The 18,137-nt window shown below is 69.6% G+C and carries 16 protein-coding genes and 1 tRNA gene; 6 read left to right on the top strand and 11 right to left on the bottom strand.

The window, feature by feature from the left end:
* Positions 1 to 6 precede the first annotated feature (6 nt).
* Positions 7 to 138, top strand: a complete 132-nt coding sequence (locus DDE18_RS24000) for a hypothetical protein (protein ID WP_281258368.1) — start codon at positions 7 to 9, stop codon at positions 136 to 138.
* Between the two features lie 3 nt (positions 139 to 141).
* Here the strand turns inward: DDE18_RS24000 and DDE18_RS10880 are convergent, their stop codons facing one another.
* Positions 142 to 666, bottom strand: a complete 525-nt coding sequence (locus tag DDE18_RS10880; RefSeq protein WP_245916599.1) for an HIT family protein — start codon at positions 664 to 666, stop codon at positions 142 to 144.
* A gap of 8 nt (positions 667 to 674) precedes the next feature.
* Positions 675 to 2,672, bottom strand: coding sequence for a threonine--tRNA ligase (gene thrS / locus DDE18_RS10875; RefSeq protein WP_116572282.1), 1,998 nt, complete (start codon positions 2,670 to 2,672; stop codon positions 675 to 677).
* A 333-nt stretch (positions 2,673 to 3,005) separates the two neighbouring features.
* Here thrS and DDE18_RS10870 point away from each other — a divergent pair, with 333 nt between their 5' ends.
* Positions 3,006 to 3,287, top strand: coding sequence for a hypothetical protein (locus DDE18_RS10870; RefSeq protein ID WP_116572281.1), 282 nt, complete (start codon positions 3,006 to 3,008; stop codon positions 3,285 to 3,287).
* 8 nt (positions 3,288 to 3,295) lie between these two features.
* On the opposite strand, the gene DDE18_RS10865 is transcribed toward DDE18_RS10870, so the two are convergent.
* Entirely contained in the window at positions 3,296 to 4,453 is a 1,158-nt protein-coding gene (locus DDE18_RS10865) for a sensor histidine kinase (protein ID WP_116572280.1), read from the bottom strand.
* A 288-nt stretch (positions 4,454 to 4,741) separates the two neighbouring features.
* On the opposite strand from DDE18_RS10865, the gene DDE18_RS10860 reads away from it, so the two are divergent.
* Complete coding sequence (locus tag DDE18_RS10860; RefSeq protein ID WP_116572279.1) at positions 4,742 to 6,451, top strand: BCCT family transporter; 1,710 nt, start codon at positions 4,742 to 4,744, stop codon at positions 6,449 to 6,451.
* Between the two features lie 107 nt (positions 6,452 to 6,558).
* Here DDE18_RS10860 and DDE18_RS10855 read toward each other — a convergent pair whose 3' ends face one another.
* Both DDE18_RS10855 and DDE18_RS23635 read right to left on the bottom strand, forming a co-directional pair.
* On the bottom strand, positions 6,559 to 6,942 hold the full coding sequence (locus DDE18_RS10855; protein ID WP_116572278.1) for a hypothetical protein: 384 nt from the start codon (positions 6,940 to 6,942) through the stop codon (positions 6,559 to 6,561).
* A 333-nt stretch (positions 6,943 to 7,275) separates the two neighbouring features.
* Positions 7,276 to 9,558, bottom strand: a complete 2,283-nt coding sequence (locus DDE18_RS23635) for a LuxR C-terminal-related transcriptional regulator (protein ID WP_245916598.1) — start codon at positions 9,556 to 9,558, stop codon at positions 7,276 to 7,278.
* A 241-nt stretch (positions 9,559 to 9,799) separates the two neighbouring features.
* Here DDE18_RS23635 and DDE18_RS10845 point away from each other — a divergent pair, with 241 nt between their 5' ends.
* Entirely contained in the window at positions 9,800 to 10,411 is a 612-nt protein-coding gene (locus DDE18_RS10845; protein WP_116572276.1) for a phosphotransferase family protein, read from the top strand.
* A 163-nt stretch (positions 10,412 to 10,574) separates the two neighbouring features.
* Here DDE18_RS10845 and DDE18_RS10840 read toward each other — a convergent pair whose 3' ends face one another.
* Positions 10,575 to 11,546, bottom strand: a complete 972-nt coding sequence (locus DDE18_RS10840; RefSeq protein WP_116572275.1) for a GNAT family N-acetyltransferase — start codon at positions 11,544 to 11,546, stop codon at positions 10,575 to 10,577.
* 272 nt (positions 11,547 to 11,818) lie between these two features.
* On the opposite strand from DDE18_RS10840, the gene DDE18_RS10835 reads away from it, so the two are divergent.
* Positions 11,819 to 12,532, top strand: a complete 714-nt coding sequence (locus DDE18_RS10835) for an AsnC family protein (protein ID WP_116572274.1) — start codon at positions 11,819 to 11,821, stop codon at positions 12,530 to 12,532.
* 353 nt (positions 12,533 to 12,885) lie between these two features.
* On the opposite strand, the gene DDE18_RS10830 is transcribed toward DDE18_RS10835, so the two are convergent.
* The 3 genes from DDE18_RS10830 to DDE18_RS10820 all read right to left on the bottom strand — a co-directional run bounded on the left by DDE18_RS10830 (position 12,886) and on the right by DDE18_RS10820 (position 13,779).
* The gene (locus DDE18_RS10830; protein WP_116572273.1) at positions 12,886 to 13,068 is read right to left on the bottom strand and encodes a hypothetical protein; all 183 of its coding nucleotides are present in this window, start codon (positions 13,066 to 13,068) and stop codon (positions 12,886 to 12,888) included.
* Between the two features lie 72 nt (positions 13,069 to 13,140).
* Positions 13,141 to 13,212, bottom strand: a tRNA-Val gene (locus DDE18_RS10825).
* A 99-nt stretch (positions 13,213 to 13,311) separates the two neighbouring features.
* Positions 13,312 to 13,779, bottom strand: a complete 468-nt coding sequence (locus DDE18_RS10820; RefSeq protein ID WP_165821123.1) for a PGPGW domain-containing protein — start codon at positions 13,777 to 13,779, stop codon at positions 13,312 to 13,314.
* A gap of 103 nt (positions 13,780 to 13,882) precedes the next feature.
* Here DDE18_RS10820 and DDE18_RS10815 point away from each other — a divergent pair, with 103 nt between their 5' ends.
* The gene (locus tag DDE18_RS10815) at positions 13,883 to 14,317 is read left to right on the top strand and encodes an SsgA family sporulation/cell division regulator (RefSeq protein WP_116572271.1); all 435 of its coding nucleotides are present in this window, start codon (positions 13,883 to 13,885) and stop codon (positions 14,315 to 14,317) included.
* A 78-nt stretch (positions 14,318 to 14,395) separates the two neighbouring features.
* Here DDE18_RS10815 and DDE18_RS10810 read toward each other — a convergent pair whose 3' ends face one another.
* Positions 14,396 to 16,210, bottom strand: a complete 1,815-nt coding sequence (locus DDE18_RS10810; protein WP_116572270.1) for an ABC transporter ATP-binding protein — start codon at positions 16,208 to 16,210, stop codon at positions 14,396 to 14,398.
* Positions 16,207 to 18,024 carry an ABC transporter ATP-binding protein gene (locus tag DDE18_RS10805; protein WP_165821122.1) on the bottom strand — a complete coding sequence of 606 codons (1,818 nt, stop codon included), beginning with the start codon at positions 18,022 to 18,024 and terminating at the stop codon, positions 16,207 to 16,209. The genes DDE18_RS10810 and DDE18_RS10805 overlap by 4 nt, the downstream gene beginning before the upstream one ends.
* Between the last annotated feature and the right edge of the window lie 113 nt (positions 18,025 to 18,137).

Below are 18,137 nucleotides of genomic sequence, written 5' to 3'. Positions count from 1 at the left end.
TCCCCCATGAGCGACAAGTCGCCGCGTCAGGGCATGACGAAAAAGTCCACCAAGTCGATCAAGGAGAAGCGCGCCGACAAGCGCGCGAAGTCCCACGAGGACACCTTCACCGACAAGATCCACCCGAAGAAGGGCTGAGCCTCACTCCCAGGCACCCGCGAGGAGGTCGCGGGTGTCGTGCAACAGCTGCGGGAGCACCTTGGTGTCGGCGGTGACGGTGATGAAGTTGGCGTCACCGGTCCACCGGGGCACGACGTGCTGGTGCAGGTGGGCGGCCAGCGAGCCGCCCGCCGCCCGCCCGAGGTTGAGCCCGATGTTGAGGGCGTCGGGGTCGCTGACGCGCCGGATGGTGGCCACCGCCTCCTGCGTCATCGTCATCAGCTCGACCGCCTCGCCCCGGGTGAGCTCCTCGAGCCCCGCGACGTGCCGGAACGGCACCACCATCAGGTGGCCCGGGTTGTAGGGGTGCAGGTTGAGCACCGCGTAGCAGAGCGCGCCCCTGGCCACGACGAGCCCGGCGCCGTCCTCGAGCCGGGGGATGCGGCAGAAGGGGCACTCGTCGGACTCGTCGTCCTCGGGCCTGCCCTCGCCGCGGATGTAGGCCATCCGGTGCGGCGTCCACAGCCGCTCGAGCGTGCCCGGCTCCCCGATCCCGTCCTGGTCCACGACGGCGGTCAGACCTGCTCGCGGCTCGCCACGGCGCTCGTGACCCGCTCGATCGCCTCGTCGAGCGGGACGCCGTTGTCCTGGCGGCCGTCGCGGTAGCGGAACGAGACGGCGCCCGCCTCCATGTCCTGATCGCCGACGATCATCATGAACGGCACCTTCTGCAGCTGCGCGTTGCGGATCTTCTTCTGCATCCGCTCGTCGGAGTCGTCCACCTCGACCCGCAGGCCGAGCGCCCGCATGCGCCGCGCCACGTCGTACAGGTAGTCCACGTGGCGCTCGGCGACCGGGATCGCCTGCACCTGGACGGGGGCGAGCCAGGGCGGGAAGGCGCCGGCGTAGTGCTCCACCAGCACGCCGTAGAACCGCTCGAGCGAGCCGAACTTCGCGGAGTGGATCATCACCGGCTGCTGCCGCGTGCCGTCGCTGGCCTGGTAGTGCAGGTCGAAGCCGGCGGGCTGGTTGAAGTCGTACTGGATGGTCGACATCTGCCATGTGCGGCCGATGGCGTCGCGGGCCTGGACCGAGATCTTGGGGCCGTAGAACGCCGCGCCGCCCGGATCCGGGACGAGCTCGAGGCCGGTCTCGGCCGCAGCGTCGGCGAGGACCTTGGTGGCGACCTCCCACTGCTCGTCCGAGCCCATGAACTTGTCCTTCGACTCGTCGCGCGTCGACAGCTCGAGGTAGAAGTCGTCGAGCCCGAAGTCGCGCAGCAGGCCGAGCACGAAGCCGAGCAGGTGCTTGACCTCGGCCGGGGCCTGCTCCGGGGTGCAGTAGGAGTGCGAGTCGTCCTGGGTCAGGCCGCGCACGCGGGTCAAGCCGTGGATCACGCCCGACTTCTCGAAGCGGTAGACGGTGCCGAACTCGAAGAGCCGCAGCGGCAGCTCGCGGTAGGACCGCCCGCGCGACCTGAAGATCAGGTTGTGCATCGGGCAGTTCATGGCCTTGAGGTAGTAGTTCGCGCCCTCCATCTCCATGGGCGGGAACATCGTGTCGGCGAAATAAGGCAGGTGGCCGCTGGTGTGGAAGAGGCCTTCCTTGGTGATGTGGGGGGTCCCGACGTACTGGAAGCCCTCCTCGATGTGGCGCTGGCGGACGTAGTCCTCCATCACCCGCTTCAGCACGCCGCCCTTGGGGTGGAAGACCGCCAGGCCGGAGCCGATCTCGTCGGGAAAGCTGAACAGGTCGAGGTCGCGGCCGAGCTTGCGGTGGTCGCGGCGCTCGGCCTCCTCGATCCGGTGGAGGTGCTCCTCGAGCGCCTCCTTGGACTCCCAGGCGGTCCCGTAGATGCGCTGGAGCTGCTTGTTCTTCTCGTCGCCACGCCAGTACGCGGCGGCGGTGCGCATCAGCTTGAACGCCGGGATGCGCTTGGTGGTCGGCAGGTGGGGGCCGCGGCACAGGTCGCTCCACGCCACGTCGCCGTTGCGGCGGACGTTGTCGTAGATCGTGAGCTCGCCGGCACCGACCTCGACGGAGGCGCCCTCTGCAATCTCCCGGGCCGCACCCTCGGCGCTGCCTGACCCCTTGAGGCCGATCAGCTCGAGCTTGTAGGGCTCGTCCTTGAGCTCGTCGATGGCGTCGGCGTCGGTGGTGACGCGGCGCTCGAAGCGCTGCCCCTCCTTGATGATCTTGCGCATCGCGGTCTCGAGCCTGGCGAGGTCCTCCGGCACGAAGGGGGTCTCGACGTCGAAGTCGTAGTAGAAGCCGTTCTCCACCGGCGGGCCGATGCCCAGCTTGGCCTCGGGGAACAGCTGCTGCACCGCCTGGGCCATCACGTGCGCGGTGGAGTGGCGCAGGATGTCGCGGCCGTCCTGGCTGCTCATCTCCACGCCCTCGACCTCATCGCCGTCGACGAGCTCGTAGGAGAGGTCCTTGAGCTGGCCGCCGACTCGGGCCGCGATGACGTCGGGGTCGTCGGCGAAGAGCTCCCAGGCCTTCGTGCCCGTCGTGGCGGTCCGCTCCTGACGCTCACCGGCGTGGATGCGGACGACCTTGATCTCGGGCACGGGTGCTCCTTCGTGAGCTGGGTGGCAGGACTGTCGGTCGATCGTATCCGTCGCCGTCGGCGACCCACACACGAGATTCACCCCGCCCGGAGCCCTGGTGGGGCGAGCCGTCGCCCGGCTCTCGCCGGCCGTTCAGCCGCGGACTCGTGCGCCTCTTGGAGCACCGCGACCACGTGCACGTCGACGTCGCCGACTGACGCCACCCGATCGGGCCATGCCGCGCTGGCCGACAGGTCAGTCATCGAGCAGTTTCGTCATCACTCCGGCGCCACCGTCGTACCGTGCAGGACAGACCCACGTCATCGGGGGCGAAGGTCGGTCGGAGGGGGAACCATGAGGGACTCAACGCTCTACACGATCGGTACCGCCCTGGGGCGCGCTCGTGACCACGAGGCAGTGGTCCACGTGCTCGTGTCCGGGCAGTGGCTCGAGGGCCTGGTGCGCGCCGTCGACGGACACGGGCTGGTCCTTGCGTCCGACACCCACGAGCACTCGATCGTCCGGATCGAGGACATCTCGGCAGTGCGGGTGCTCCGTGCCGCGCCGCCCGTTGAGTGCCTTCTGGAGGTCGAGGCTCGGCCGATGCCCGCCCCGCGCGTGACCCACGACTTCTAGCAGCGCCCCTAGCCGGTCGGAGCAGCCGGCAGCCGGATCGTGAACTCCGAACCCGGGTCGACCGTCCGGTAGCTCACGCCGCCGCCGTGGGCCTCGGCGAGGATCCTGACGATCCACAGGCCGAGGCCGACCGAGTCGGGGTGCCGATCGCTCAGCCGCAGCCGTTCGAAGAGGAAGGGCTGGTCCTCCACCGGGACCCCGGCGCCGTGGTCGCGCACCGAGATGCGGACGTCACTCCCCTCAGTCGCGGCCGAGATGACGACGGGCGGTTCCCCGTGACGCAGGGCATTGGTCGTGAGGTTCACCAGCATCTGCACGAATCTCATGCGGTCCGCACAGAGCCGCAGCACGGGATCCACGTCCACCCTGACGTCGCCCTTGCCCAGCAGCTCGAGGACATCGTTGCCGGCGTCGGCCAGCGTGAACTCGGCCAGGTCCAGGCGCAGTCTCCCGCTCGCCACCCGGTCTGCGTCCAGCAGGCTGCTCGCCAGCCCCGCGATCCGCGACGTCTGACGCGTGGCCGCGGCCAGCAGGGGGCGGAGCCCGTCGGGCAGATCCTCCTCGTCGCCCACGATCTCGAGCACACTCTGGATCGTCGTCAGCGGCGACCGGACGTCGTGGGCCAGAGTGGCGATCAGCGCCGCACGCCAGCGCTCCTCACGCTCGAGCAGCTGCACCCGGCCGCAGATGATCAGGCCCACCGAGACTGCGATGGGGATCAGCACGACCGTGGTGCTGACCAGCTGTGCCGAGGCCCCCGCCGCGACCAGGGCACCGGCGTACGCAGTCGCCGCGAGCGGGGCGTTGGCGAGGATCACGCCCCGTCGATGGTGCAGGCCCAGCCATGCGAACAGCAGCACGAAGAAGGGACCCGTTCCGGTGGCGAACCCACCGAAGGCCCAGGTGGACAGGCCCAGGACCGCCCATCCGGGCACAGCGAGGGCGGCCGTGCTGTCCGGGCCCCAGCGCTTCCACGGCAGCACGAACGCCAGCACTCCCACCACCACGTCGGCCGCCGCGATCGACCAGAGCACCCACGAGGGGCCGGGTGAGGTCGGGATCCCGACGACGGCCAGCAGGCCGGACATGAGGAACAGCACGCCGGCCTGCCGGCTCGCGCGCTCGGCTCTGGCGCCGGCCTTGCTGCCGTGGTCCGAGATGTCCACGCACCGACTCTAGTGGCGACCGGCCGGGAGCCTGGGGGCGAGCCAGAGCTCCGCGCACGGGATCTCTCCGGGTCAACGGCTGCGCGCTTGTGAGCCCGTTCACGCGTTTGTCAAGATTTTGTTGCATCTTGAGCACCCTGTTGCGTGTGACACAACACACGTTTATGGTGTTGCCATGCCCGGGCACTCGACCCACCCGAAGGGACACATGGCATGACCGCGACACCCGAGACCCCGCGACAACAAGCGCCAACCGGTCTGACAACGCCGACCAACGGCCGGACAACGATGCAGGAGACCGTCGAGGACGCGCTGAAGTCCCCCGCCGGCGACCCCATCCCTCACCCTGCGCTCGACGTCGAGCCCGCGACCCACGGGGCTGACGAGCGCGGCCTCGACAAGGTCGTCTTCGGCATCAGTGCAGCCGTCGCCCTGGTGTTTCTTGCATGGGGCATGATCAGCACCAGCTCGCTGAGCTCCGCATCGGGCGAGGCACTCGGCTGGGTGATGGGCAACGCCGGTTGGTTGTTCGTGCTCACGTCCAGCGCGTTCGTCGTCTTCGTCATCTGGCTGGCTGCCAGCCGATACGGCACGATCCCGCTCGGCCGTGACGACGAGGAGCCGGAGTTCCGCACGGTCTCCTGGATCGCGATGATGTTCAGCGCGGGCATGGGCATCGGGCTCATGTTCTACGGCGTCGCGGAGCCTGTCTCCCACCTGGTCTCCCCTCCTCCGGGCACTGGTGAGGCCGGCAATCCCGCGGCGGTCCAGAACGCGATGGCGACCACACTGTTCCACTGGACGCTGCACCCATGGGCGCTCTATGCCGTCGTCGGCCTCGCCATCGCGTACGGCGTCTACCGCAAGGGACGCCTGCAGCTGATCTCCTCGGCGTTCGAGCCCCTGCTCGGCAACCGCGTGCACGGGGGCCTAGGCAAGGTCATCGACATCTTCGCCATCTTCGCGACCCTCTTCGGCTCCGCGACCTCGCTCGGCCTGGGCGCCCTCCAGATCCGGACCGGCCTGGAGATCGTCGCCGGGATCGGATCGACGGGCAACGCCGTTCTGATCGGCATCATCGCGGTCCTCACGGCCGCCTTCGTCGTGTCGGCCGTGTCCGGTGTCGCCAAGGGCATCCAGTGGCTCTCGAACATCAACATGGTGCTGGCTGTCACGCTCGCGCTGTTCCTGTTCGTGGTCGGCCCGTCGGTCTTCATGCTCGACCTGCTCCCCACCTCGATCGGCAGCTACATCCAGACGCTTCCCGAGATGTCGGCCCGCACCGGCGCCGAGGGCGCTGACACTCAGGCCTGGCTCGAGGGCTGGACCGTCTTCTACTGGGCGTGGTGGCTGTCCTGGACGCCGTTCGTCGGCATGTTCATCGCCCGCATCTCCCGGGGTCGCACCATCCGGCAGTTCGTCACCGGCGTGCTCGTCGTCCCCAGCCTGGTCAGCGTCGTCTGGTTCTGCGTCATGGGCGGCGCCGCGATGGACCTGCAGCTCAACGGTGTTGACATCGCCGGCGCCGGCGGGCTGGAGTCCCAGCTCTTCACCACGCTGGACTCCTTCCCGCTCGCAACGGTCACCTCAGTGCTGGTGATGGTGCTGGTCGCGATCTTCTTCGTGTCCGGCGCGGATGCGGCGTCGATCGTGATGGGCACTCTGTCCCAGAAGGGCACCCAGGAGCCCGGCCGGCTCAACGTGATCTTCTGGGGCGTCGCGACCGGTGCGTCCGCGGCGGTGATGCTGCTCGTCGGCGGCGCCGACGCCCTCAGCGGCCTGCAGACGATCACGATCGTGGCGGCTCTGCCGTTCGTCGTCGTCATGGTCGGGCTCGCGGTGGCACTGGTGAAGGACCTGCGCATGGACCCGCTCATGGTTCGCCGCAAGTACGGTGAGGCTGCGGTTGAGAACGCCGTGATCGCCGGCGTCACCGAGCACGGCGACGACTTCGTCCTCAGCGTCCAGTGCAGCAACGGGAAGCCAGACCCCAGCTAACGATCTCGTCCCAGACGCTCCGGCCGTGCGCCCCGCGCACGGCCGGAGCCTCGTGGTCGTTGGCCGTCTGGCCAGGCGACGGGTCCCCGGTCAGCCACGCGCGCAGACTAGCCCGAAGGGATGCCTGGCCACTCAGCTGGTTGCTCCCGCCGGGCCCGGTACGTGTGACCCAACGCGACCAGCCCGAAGCCGACGCCGAAGATGCTCAAGGTCACGGCCCCGTAGGCGATCGGGAACTCCTCGGGCCTGAAGGCGGGATCGGTGCTCCGGTTGATCGAGTCGAGGGTCAGATAGAGCGTCTGGAACACGAACGCCCACAGGTAGGCGATGGCGTACGCCGTGTTGGCGGCCAACCGCGAGCGGAAGAAGAGGCCGGCCGGGAGGACGGCGGCACCGATACCGCCACCGTCGTTGTGACCACCGCCCCGCCGAACACGGCTCCGAACGCGGTGGATGACACCGCCTCCACGCCCGCCGGTCCAGTCCGTCACCGGTGACGCCCTCGGTGGGACCACCTCGGCGTTCTACAACGACGCCTGCACCTGGGCACAGCCACCGGGAAGGCCGGTGACCAGGTCCAGATCGCAGTAACTGTGAAGGTGGTCGGCACCGGTTCTGCCAGCATCAGCGCACTCATCTACGACTTCTCCGGTTCCAGCTACCACTACAACGCCGACTTCGGAGTTGGACTCGACTCGCTCGCGATCACCGCGCTCCCACGGGGGTCCTTGCGTAAGGGCACCCCCTAGATGAGAGCGCGGACTGAACGTTCCCGGGAAGGCTACGTGCGAGATTCGCTGCCGTTGACCCGCCACGGGGTCGTGCTACTCCACGGCTCGACCGCGGCCGTTGTCGGCGGAGAGGCGTGAGTGTGTCGGTGTGGTCGGCTCGGCCTCTGTGAGCCGTTGGCTGGCAACCCAGCCGGCGACCTGGGCGCGTGACCTGACGCCGAGCTTCCCGAGGATGTTCTCCACGTGGGACTCCACGGTGCGTTGGGAGATGAGCAGTCGGGAGGCGATGTCCTTGTTCGTCAGCCCTTCTGCCACGAGTTCGGCGACCTGCGACTCCCGCTTGGTGAGTGGGCCGGGTTCCTGCTCGCGCTGCGAGGCGACGGGCCGACCGCCCTTCGGCTTGCCGATGCTCGTGGCTAGCGCGAGCGCCTCTTCGAGGGAGCAGCAGGCTCCTTCGGCAAATGCGGCCTCGTATCGCTCCTGACCGATGGCGGTGCTCACCGCCTCCTTCGCCTGACGGTCCCGCTCGAAGTAGAACGGCAGCTCGTCGACCCTCATGCCGCTGCGCCGCCACACCGCGGCCGACGCGCCGAGAAGCCGGGCGGCGAGGTCGTCGGGTCTCACCGCGCTGACGACCCATGCCATCGCCTCGACCGCAAATGGCATGCCGGCGACATACATCCAGGGCTCCCACCGAAGCAGGCTCTCCCGATAGCACCGGATGGCCTCGTCGGCACGGCCGGCGCGCCAGTGCGCGTTCCCGAGCGCGTACAGCACCCCAGCCTTGGAGGACTCGGCTGCGTGCTCCTCCGCCAGGGCCACCGCCTTCCTCGCATAGCCCTCCAGACGCGGGTCGTCGGAGAAGAAGGCCGCCGCGGAGCTGGTCATCAGCACATGGAACTCTCCATACGGGTCGCCGGCCTCCCTGAACGCAGCGGCACTCTGCTCCCACACCGCGATGCAGCCCGGGGCGTCCCCTTCGCAGAACAACGCCTCGCCTTCGACCTGTTGCACCCTCGCCCGTAGCCTCACGTCGTCGAGCTGCCCGCCGAGGTCGCGGCACTCCTCCAGCAGCCGTCTGCCCTGTGCCACCTCATTGACGTACATCGCACAATGGGCCGCGGCCCACAGGCCCTCAGCGCGCACGAGTGTGGGCTCTGGGACCCGGTCCAGGGCCTTCAGCAGCAGGCCGTAGCCCTCACGGACCGAACTCGCGAACCAGTACTCGACCAACGCGGTAGCCATCCGCAGTCCGACCTGCGCCTGGCCCGGCTCCCCGAAGCACCACGCGATTGCCGTCCGGAGGTTGTCCAGCTCCCGCTGAATGCGCAGCAGCCACTCGTTCTGCCCCGGCCCGAAGAACGCGTGCGCGGCCTCCTCCGCGAGCCCGGCATAGTGGTCGCGATGCCTGAGCCGCAGCTGCCGCAGCTCCCCCGCGCTCCGGAGCCGGCCCTCACCGAACGAGCGGATCGTCTCGAGCATGTGGTACCACCCGGCCTCGGCCTCCGATCCCTGCACCCGCTGGACCGCGGAGTGCTCCACCAGTCCGGCAAGAGCCGGGAGCACCTCTTCGACAGGCATCCCCTGGCCTGCACACACAGACTCCGCGCCACGCAGGTCGAACCCTCCGGCGAAGACCGACAGCCGACACCACAGCATCTGCTCCGCTGGGGAGCACAGCTCGTAGCTGGCGCGGATGGTGGACTCCAGCGTGCGCGCGACCCCGTCCGGCCCCTCATCCGACGGGCCGTACACCCGTCGGGTGCCAAGCCGTTGCACGACCTGGTCCAGGGTCATGCCGCGCATCCACGAGGCGGCCAGCTCCAGGGCCAGCGGCATGCCCTCCAGCCGCCGGCACAGCCCCGCGATCGGCGCGCAGCTCTCCGGCGTGAGCCGGAACGTGGGCTGCACTGCCCGGACACGGTCGACGAACAGGGCCACCGAGTCATACGTTGCGACGTTCTCAGGAGACACCTCGGAGTCCTGCTCCGGAACCGGAAAGGCCTGCACCGTCAGGAGCTGCTCGCCGGACACGTGGAGCACGTGTCGGCTGCTCGCCAGCGCCTTGAGGCCGGGCGCCGCCCGGAGCAGGGAGTCGAGCAGCCGGGCGCAGCCGGCGGCCACGTGCTCGCAGTTGTCCAGCACGAGCAGGAGGCGCTTGTCGACGAGGAAACGAGCCAGGCCCGCTGTGAAGTCGGCCTCGACCAGCGATACGCCGAGGGCGCCGGCCACGGTCAAGGGAACAAGGCGCTCGTCGCGCACACCCCGTAGCTCGACCCAGCACACCCCGTCACCGAACCGCCGTCCCACCGTGCCCGCGAGCCGCAACGCGAGCCTGGTCTTGCCGACCCCACCAGGACCGACGAGCGTGAGCAATCGGTTCGATGCGAGCAGATCTCGCGCACGCCTCAGCTCCTCCTCACGCCCGACGAAACTGCTCACTTCGGCGGGCAGCCCACCGTTCAATGCGTCCGCTGAGAGGGGCGCCGTACTCACCACGTCACCGCCCTGCGCAGTGCCAGCCTGACACCTCAATCTAAGACGATCGGCGACCGCCGTCGAACTCCACAGTCGGAGGCTATCGCTGGTACCAGCCCTCTACGAGAGTAGGTCCGACGTGGAGGAGGTCGAGGTCATCGTCGCCATCACTGGGCGCGCGACCCTACGCGCTGGCGACGTGTTCCTGAAGATCGACACCGACCAGGCGCGCACCGACATAGAGCTCGAGGCGATGACCATGGCGCCAATCCGCCGTAAGGCGGCTGCACGACGCGCCGCTGCCGCCGTCGCCCGGCCGGAGCCTCGACGAGAAGGCATCGCGCCTCGACAGCGAATGCGAGTGGATCATCACGAACAGCGTCCTTCCCACAGACCTCGTCATGCGCAACCGCTCGATCGCCGAGGCTGCCGCCGGCCGTGGACACCGGTGTTCATGCACGGCGACCTGCAGATCGCCCACGTGTTCGTCGACGTTGACGAGGTCACCGGCGTGGTCGACTGGTCCGAAGCGGGCCAGGGCGACGCCCTGTACGACCTCGCCAGCTTGACGCTCGGACATCCAGAACATCTCGGCGACGTCGTCGCCGGCTACGGCGCCGACGTCGACCTCGACGTGATCCGCGGGTGGTGGTCGTTGCGAAGCCTGACGGCCGTCCGCTGGCTGCTCGAGCACGGGTTCGACCCGTCCTCGCCAGGCTGTGAGGTGGACGTGCTGAGATCCCAGCTCTGAGGCTGCATGACCCGACGGCGTGCCCCGGGCCCCTCCCCGATGCCACGCTCATGCCGCTGTCCGCGCGCACCTGCCGAGCTGCCGAGGACGCGTTAGGCGGTCGGGCTCGGACGACTACGTGAGCCCTTGTGTGCATGTCGACGTCCGGAAGCAATCGAGGCGCTCAGGCTCGGATCACAATCTCCGGGACCTCGTGGGCGCGGGCACCGAACTTCGCCTTGAATTGCTCCAGCGACGTCTTGCCGCTCGACTTGCCCAGCACATAGCGCTGCACGCCTCGATCGCAGAGGGACTCGATGACCGTCGTCATCATCAGGTCATTGGCTCGGGCTGGCCCCGCCTGGGGCGTACTGGCGGTTCGCCACATCACGGCCTCCGGGCCATGCACGAGCACCAGTGTGGCGGCGACCGCGCGACCATCTTGATCGGCTACCCACACCTCGTAGAGATCGCCGAGCCGTTGGGCGGCCAACCGGCAGTGACGCGGTGGGTCGCGTCGAAAGGCCGCGAGCTGCAGCAGTGGGGTCGGAATGCGACGCCTTGCCGCCCTGCCGCGTACCCAGTCACCCCAGACTGCGAGGTATGTCTCGGTCCCGTGGACCGCGTCGTCTTCTCGATGCACCGACACACCGACCTGGAGAGCCTTCCGGGCACCGGTGCGGGCGCCGCCCTTGAAGCCAGCCCAGACCGCGTCCCACCCGCCGGTCAAGTCGACGATGTGGGTGCGGTTCGGAATCCGCCTCGTGCCCGGGACTCCGGTCCATGCCGCCGCATCAGCCGGGGTGGTGCTGATGTGGACCTCGGCAGCGCGGCCCTCGCGGAGCCGGGCGACGAGGGGATCGAGGTCACGCGACGAGACAGGTCCGTCGACAAGAAGCCCCGATGCGCCGAACCCGGGGGGCAGCGACCAATCAACGGTTCGTGCCCGTCGCCGCATTCGCACCAGCGGCAGCGTCACAGGACGGGCGTCAGATGTCTCGGCGCGACAACTGGCGTCGCGTCCACCTGTCGCTTCACAAGCGAGGTCGAACCAAGCCTGGGTGGCCAACGGCACCAGACCACCCGTGGCCCTCGCGTCGTCGTCAAAGACACCCTCCGGCACCCTCCCCATGCTTGAACGGTACGAGACCTGCATGCCGTCCGCCTAGACTCTCCGGTCACAACCACAGCCGTCGAATTGAGGCTGCCACCGCAGCTGCGAACGCACTACGCCCGTCTGGCGGAAACCTCGTCCTCGGTCGTACTCGGCCTGAAATGCGCCGGAGGGCTGGCCCCAATCTCCGGAGGGTGAATATTGACGCCCTTGGGGTGTCAGGTCATCCTGACAGCGTGAGTGGATCCTGGCAGCACGGCCGGCGCGCGTGGCAGCAGGAGGGAGAAACGCCGGCCCAACGGGAACGTGCCGCCATGCAGGCGCTGGGCGACATCCGCCTGATGCGAGAACTCCTGGACCAGGCAGAGCTGGGTGCTGTTCGCGCGGCCCGCGCTGGGGGTCGGTCCTGGGCCGAGATCGCGGCCGTGCTCGGCGTTACGCGGCAGTCGGCCTGGGAGCGCTGGCGAGATCTGGCGGATAGGGAGCAGCCGAGGACGACGCTGGAGCCGGAGGATGTCGAGGCCCTGCTCGACCTGGTGGCCAACGAACTGAGGCGAGACCAAAGTCGTGCGGTGCGAGACGGCTCGATCTGGCTTCAGAGGAGTCGAATCGAGGGTGATCGGGGCATGCTCGCCGTCAACTTCGACACCGACGAGAACCCTGGCGGGGACTGTTCGTACATCAGCTTCTGGGGCGTCGCCCGCGAGCCGACGGGTTGGGGGCTGGCAGGCGGGGCGTACAGCTGTCGCCTTGGCGAGGGCGGCCACACGTCGAGGTTATGGTTCCGCAGCGGGGGCTGGGGCACGGATGGCGATTGGTGCTTTGGTGGCATAACGGCCGATCCCGATCGAATTGTGCGCAGTGTCCGCGTCGCTACAGGCGGCGGCAGCACGGTGGAGGACGTCCCCGAAAGAGGCGTGGTGCTGATCATCGCCAGGGATGGGGATCTCGGCAGTGCCACAGTCGAGATGTTCGATGCCAGAGGCAACCTGGCCGCTTCGGGTCCCTTGCTTCAGCCCCGGGGGTAGCCGCAGGACGCCAGCGGCCTCGTTCGTGGATGGCCAAGGACGACCTGGCGCCGCTGCCGACGTGGCAGGTCAGTCATGCACGTGCCGCGATCCGCCCGCGCGGCAAAAGCGTCCGGAACTGCCGCGATATGTGCGTCTTTTCGCCCTGCCGGGGTACCGCCCAAGTGCGTGCTCGTCGAGTCTTTCCTTCGGGTGAGACACGCTCACGCCCGTGGTTGCGAGCGCGGCGGGCACGCCCCAATCCGAACGCACTCACATGCCGCCGAGAGTGCGCACTCCTGCGCCGATGAGCGGCCGCGCCACGAGCGGGCCTCGCGGCAATCATCATGAACCCCCGCCGACTGCCGTGCGGCTCAGTTGGCGAGCCACACCTCGTAGTCCAAGCAGGAGGCAGGGACCTCGACGCCACCCACTGGTCCCGCTGCCGGTCCACCGACAGTATCGGTGACGAACCCACCGCCGACCTGCACCTCATCGCCGACCTGCACGGTTCCATCATCCGGGATGTCGACATTCAGCGGATCGCTGGTCTCCACCTAGGCCTGGAGGCATGCGAACACCCCCGCTGTGGTCCTGCGTTCCTGCAGGTCAGCGGGGGTGTGTGTCGGTGGGCGATACTGGGTTCGAACCAGTGACCTCTTCGGTGTGAACGAAGCGCGCTACCACTGCGCCAATCGCCCGTGGAACGACTCGGAACTCTAACCTACCGGCGGGCCCGGCTCGAATCGAGGGGTCTCGACTTCGCTCGACCAGCCGTGTCGCCCACCCGACTCGATGGGTCACATGCCCGGCAGCTCGGGCACGGCGCCGGAGAGCCCCTGCACGCGGTCCCAGCCCTCGACGGCGACCGCCGGCCAGTCGTAGAGGTAGAGGTAGCCGACCACGGCCGCGCTCACGGCCGTCACGGCCAGGCCTGAGACCAGGAGGCGGCGGCGGCGTACGGCGGGGTCCATGGCGCGGGCGCGCTCCGCGGCCTCCCGCGCCTTCTCCCTGGCCCACTTCACGAGCCGGTCGGCCCACGTCCACTCGGTGGCGAGGATCGCCAGGCCGAGGATGATCACGACGAAGCCGGGACCGGGGATGCCGGGGCCGGACAGCACCACGCCGACCAGGATCACGGCGGCACCCACCACCGAGACCACGACCTTGGTGATCAGACCCGTGACCGGGTTGGAGTGCAGCCGCTGGTGCAGCCGCTTGAGGAAGCCGGGCTCGTCGTGCTCCGGCGACGCCTCCAGGTCGCTCACTCCCCCTCCAACCGCATCAAGAATTCGTATATCTCGACCCTAGCGTCCGCGTCATAGCCCGGCAGGCAGTTCGTCTCCTCAGCAGGACCGGGAAGGGAAGTGCATGAACCAGCCAGTCAACCGCCGAGTCGCTGCGGACGTGTCGATGCACGTCACCGTCGAGTGCTTCGACGTCCGCGGAAGGGCCCACCAGATCGACACCGTGCTGGGCTACCACCGCAGGGACGCCTATGCCGTGACCATGACCTTCCTGGTGGGTCAGGGTGAGCTCACCTGGACCTTCGCCCGCGACCTGCTCGCACGCGGCGTGAACAACCCGACCGGTGACGGCGACGTGCTCGTCGCCCCGGGCCTGGGCCCCTCCGGGAGGGCCGTCGTGCACATCGACCTGCGGTCCCCCGACGGGGAGATCCTCCTGGAGGCACCGAGCGCGGCCATCACGGAGTTCCTCCTCCGCACCTGCGCGCTCGTGCCGCCGGGCACCGAGTCGGGCGAGCTCGACCTCGACGGACTCGTGCGCCAGCTGGTGGCGGGCTAGACCAGCGCGGCCAACCAGGGGAACGTGGGGACTCCTGGTCGGCCGCGCCACACCGCCCAGCGGCGCGTCGTACGGCCGTCAGGCGTCGTGCTGGGCGATCCAGGAAGCGTGCAGCCCGGCGTAGACGCTGCCCTCCTGCGCGACCAGCTCGCGGTGCGGGCCGCGCTGCACGACCCGGCCGCGATCGACCACGATCACCTCGTCGGCCGCCTCGGCCGTCGAGAGCCGGTGGGCGATCGTCACCGAGGTGCGTGCCTCCATCAGCCGCTCCAGGGCCCGCCCGATCTGCATCTCCAGCCGCGGGTCGACGGCGCTGGTCGCCTCGTCCAGTACGAGCAGGTCGGGGTCGGCCAGGTGCGCGCGCAGCAGCGCCACCAGCTGGCGCTCCCCCGCCGACAGCGACTCGCCGCGCTGGCCGACCTTCGTGGCCAGCCCGCGGGGCAGCCCCTCTAGCCACTCGCTGAGGCCGAGCTCGCGCGCGGAGGCGCGGATCTCCTCCTCGGTGGCGCCGAGCCTGCCGTAGCGCACGTTGGCCGCGATCGAGTCGTCGAAGAGGAAGCCCTCCTGCGGCACGAGCACGACGCTCGCCCGCAGCGACTCCTGCGCGATCGTCCGCACGTCGAGGCCATCGAGCAGCACGGCACCCTCGACCGGGTCCATCAACCGGGTGAGCAGCTTGGCGAACGTCGACTTGCCCGAGCCCGTCTCCCCGACGATCGCCACCCGGGTGCCGGCCTCGAGGTGGAGGTCGACGTCGACCAGCACGGGCGGCCCGTCGGGGTAGGCGAAGCTGACGTGGTCGAAGGTGACGTCGATCGGCCCGCGGGGCAGCACCACCCCGTCGGGTCCGGGGTCGACGAGGTCGGCCGGGGTCTCCAGGATGCCGATGACGCGGCGCCAGCTGGCGATGGCGTTCTGCGCGTCGGTGAGGATCTGGGTGCCCATCTGGACCGGGCCCACGAACAGCGTGACCAGGAAGGCGAAGGCCAGCACCTTGCCGGCGGTCATGTCGGTGGTGAAGCCGAGCAGCACCCCGACGATCAGCACGCCTGCGTTGGCGAGGCCGGCCGAGATGCCGCCGAGCGAGAACGAGACAACCGTGAACTTCTGTGCCCGCGTGCTCGCCGACTGGTAGGCCCCGATGGCACGGTCGATGCGCCGCTGGGTGCGGTCCTCGACGGCGTAGGAACGGACCACGGCCGCACCCACCACGGGCTCGCTGATCGCCCCGAGCAGCACGCCGACCTGGTGGCGGACGACGCCGTAGGCCGCGGACAGCTTGCGCTGGAAGTAGCGGATGGAGAGGAACAGAGGCGCGAAGGACAGCCACACCACGAGGGCCAGCTGCCAGCTGTAGACGACCATGAGCACGGTGGCCACCAGCATCTGGCCCACGCTCACCACGAAGATGAGGCCGCCGAAGACCAGGAACTGGCTGACCTGGTCGACGTCGCTCGTCACCCGTGAGACGAGTGCCCCGCGGCGCTCGGTGTTCTGCGTCAGCAGCGGGAGGTCGTGGACGTGGCGGAACGCCTTGATCCGCAGGGTGGCCAGGCCGCGCTCCGAGGTCGCGAACAACCGGCTGGTCATGAGGTAGGACGCGGTGCTGGTGACGGCGATCGCGGCGGCTGCGGCCAACCCCATCCAGACGACGTAGCCGAGTCGCGGACCGCCTGGCCCGTTGAGGCCCCGGTCGAGGGTCTGCTGCACGGCGATCGGCACGACCACCTGCCCGCAGGAGGCGATCACCGCCAGCAGGAGCGTGGCCCAGACGCCCTCCTTGAGCTCGGGCGAGATCGCCACTCCGCGGCGGAGGGTGTCGATGGCCCCGATGTCCTCGCCGGTGTCCATCCGGGTGCCGGACGTCTGCGGGCCGGTCGTCGTCGTGCTCATCGCTCACCTGCCTCGTGGGCGGCCTGCTCGTAGGCGTTGACCAGCCGGGCGTAGGCCGGGCTGCTGGAGAGCAGGTCAGCGTGGTGGCCGCGGCCGGCGACCCGGCCGTCCTGGAGGTGGATCACGTCGTCGGCGAGGCTGATGGTGGCCTTGCGGTAGGCCACCACGACCAGCGTGGTGTCGCTGCCTCCCGTGGAGTCGCCGTCGCCCATCGCCCCGTGACGGAGGGTGGCCAGGATGCGGGCCTCGACCTCCGGGTCGACGGCCGACGTCGCGTCGTCGAGGATCAGCAGCCGCGGGCGGCGTACGAGCGCGCGGGCCAGCGAGATGCGCTGGCGCTGGCCGCCGGACAGCGACGTGCCACGCTCGCCCAGCCGGGTGTCGAGGCCGTGCGGGAGTGCCGCGACGAAGCCGTCGGCCTGAGCGGCGCGGAGGGCGGCCCACACGTCCTCGTCGGGGACTTCGGCGCCCAGGGTGACGTTGCCGCGCACCGTGTCGTCGAAGAGGAACGCGTTCTGCGGCACCAGCGCGACCGATCGGGCGAGCTCGCCATGGGCGAGGTCGCGGAGGTCGGCGCCGTCCACGAGGATCCGGCCGCCGTCGGGGTCGACGAGGCGGGTCAGCAGGCTGGTGAGGGTGCTCTTGCCCGACGCGGTCGCGCCCACGATCGCGACCGTGCGGCCGGGCTCCACGTCGAAGCTGAGGCCCTGCAGGAGCGGCGCCTCCTCGTCGTAGGAGTAGCGCAGGCCGTCCACCTCGAGCCGGGCCCCGACCGGCGTGGTGGGCAGCGCCTCGCCGCCGTGGGGCATCGAACCGGTCGCCTCGATCACCGCCCTGGTGCGGCGGAAGCCGACGACGGAGCGTGGGAACTCCCCGAGCAGCCAGCCGATCGCCCGGATCGGGAAGGAGACGATGGTCAGGAGGTAGGCGACGGTGACGACGTCGCCGGCGTCGGTCTGGCCGCTGGTCACCCGCGCCACCCCGACCGCGAGCACGACGAGGACACCGACGTTGGGCAGCGACGCCAGCGTCGGGTCGAAGGCGGCGCGGATGCGGCCGACGCGGATGTTGACGTCCCGCAGCTCGTGGGCCTTGGCGCGGAACCGCTCGGTCTCCTCGCCCTCCCGGCCCAGGGTCTTGACCACCATCGCGCCGTCGAAGGACTCGTGGGCGATCTCGCTGACCTCGGCGCGCAGGCCCTGCGCATGGGTCATCAGGGGCGAGGCCAGCCGCTGGTAGGCGAGGTTGGCGACGAGGACCAGGGGGAAGACCAGCAGTCCGACGAGGGCCATCACCACGTCGGCGAGCAGCATCTGCACCACCGCGATCACCATCATCACGACCGTGCCGAGCGCCATCGGCAGCGGCGCGATCGGCGCCCACGCCGCCTCGACGTCGGAGTAGGCGTTGGAGAGCAACTGGCCCGTCGGGTGCCGCTGGTGCCACTCCATGGGAAGCGTGAGGTATTGCCGGGTCACGGCGCGGCGGGTGTGCGCCTGCATCCGGTATTGCATGACGCCGGCGCCCAGCCGGCGGGCGACGATGCCGACGGCGCGGAGGATCGCCACGCCGAGGAAGAGGCCGAGCACTGCCCACAGCAGCCCGGCGCCGATCTCCCCGGTCTCGAACGCCGGGATGACGACGTGGTCGGTCGCCCAGCCGAGCACCCACGCGTCGGCGACGGTGAGCACCGCGAAGAGGACCGATCCGAGGGTCGAGAGGACGAAGATGCCCGGCTCCCGCCGGATCGCGTGGCCGAGGACCCGGAAGCCCTCGAGGGTGGTGGACCTGCGCTGACTCTCTTCGCTGCCCACGCCGTCCCGCTCCCCCTCGTCCCACGTCTCGTCTCGTTGCCTGGCGCAACCACCTCGTCCGGTCAGGCTATTCCCCGCCACCGACAGCGGCCACCTGCACGGTACGGCGAGGG

The sequence above is a fragment of the Nocardioides gansuensis genome (assembly GCF_003076135.1).
Taxonomy (GTDB): domain Bacteria; phylum Actinomycetota; class Actinomycetes; order Propionibacteriales; family Nocardioidaceae; genus Nocardioides; species Nocardioides gansuensis.
The sequence above is the reverse complement of the archived record's forward strand: the minus strand, read 5'-3'. Positions and strand labels throughout refer to the sequence as shown.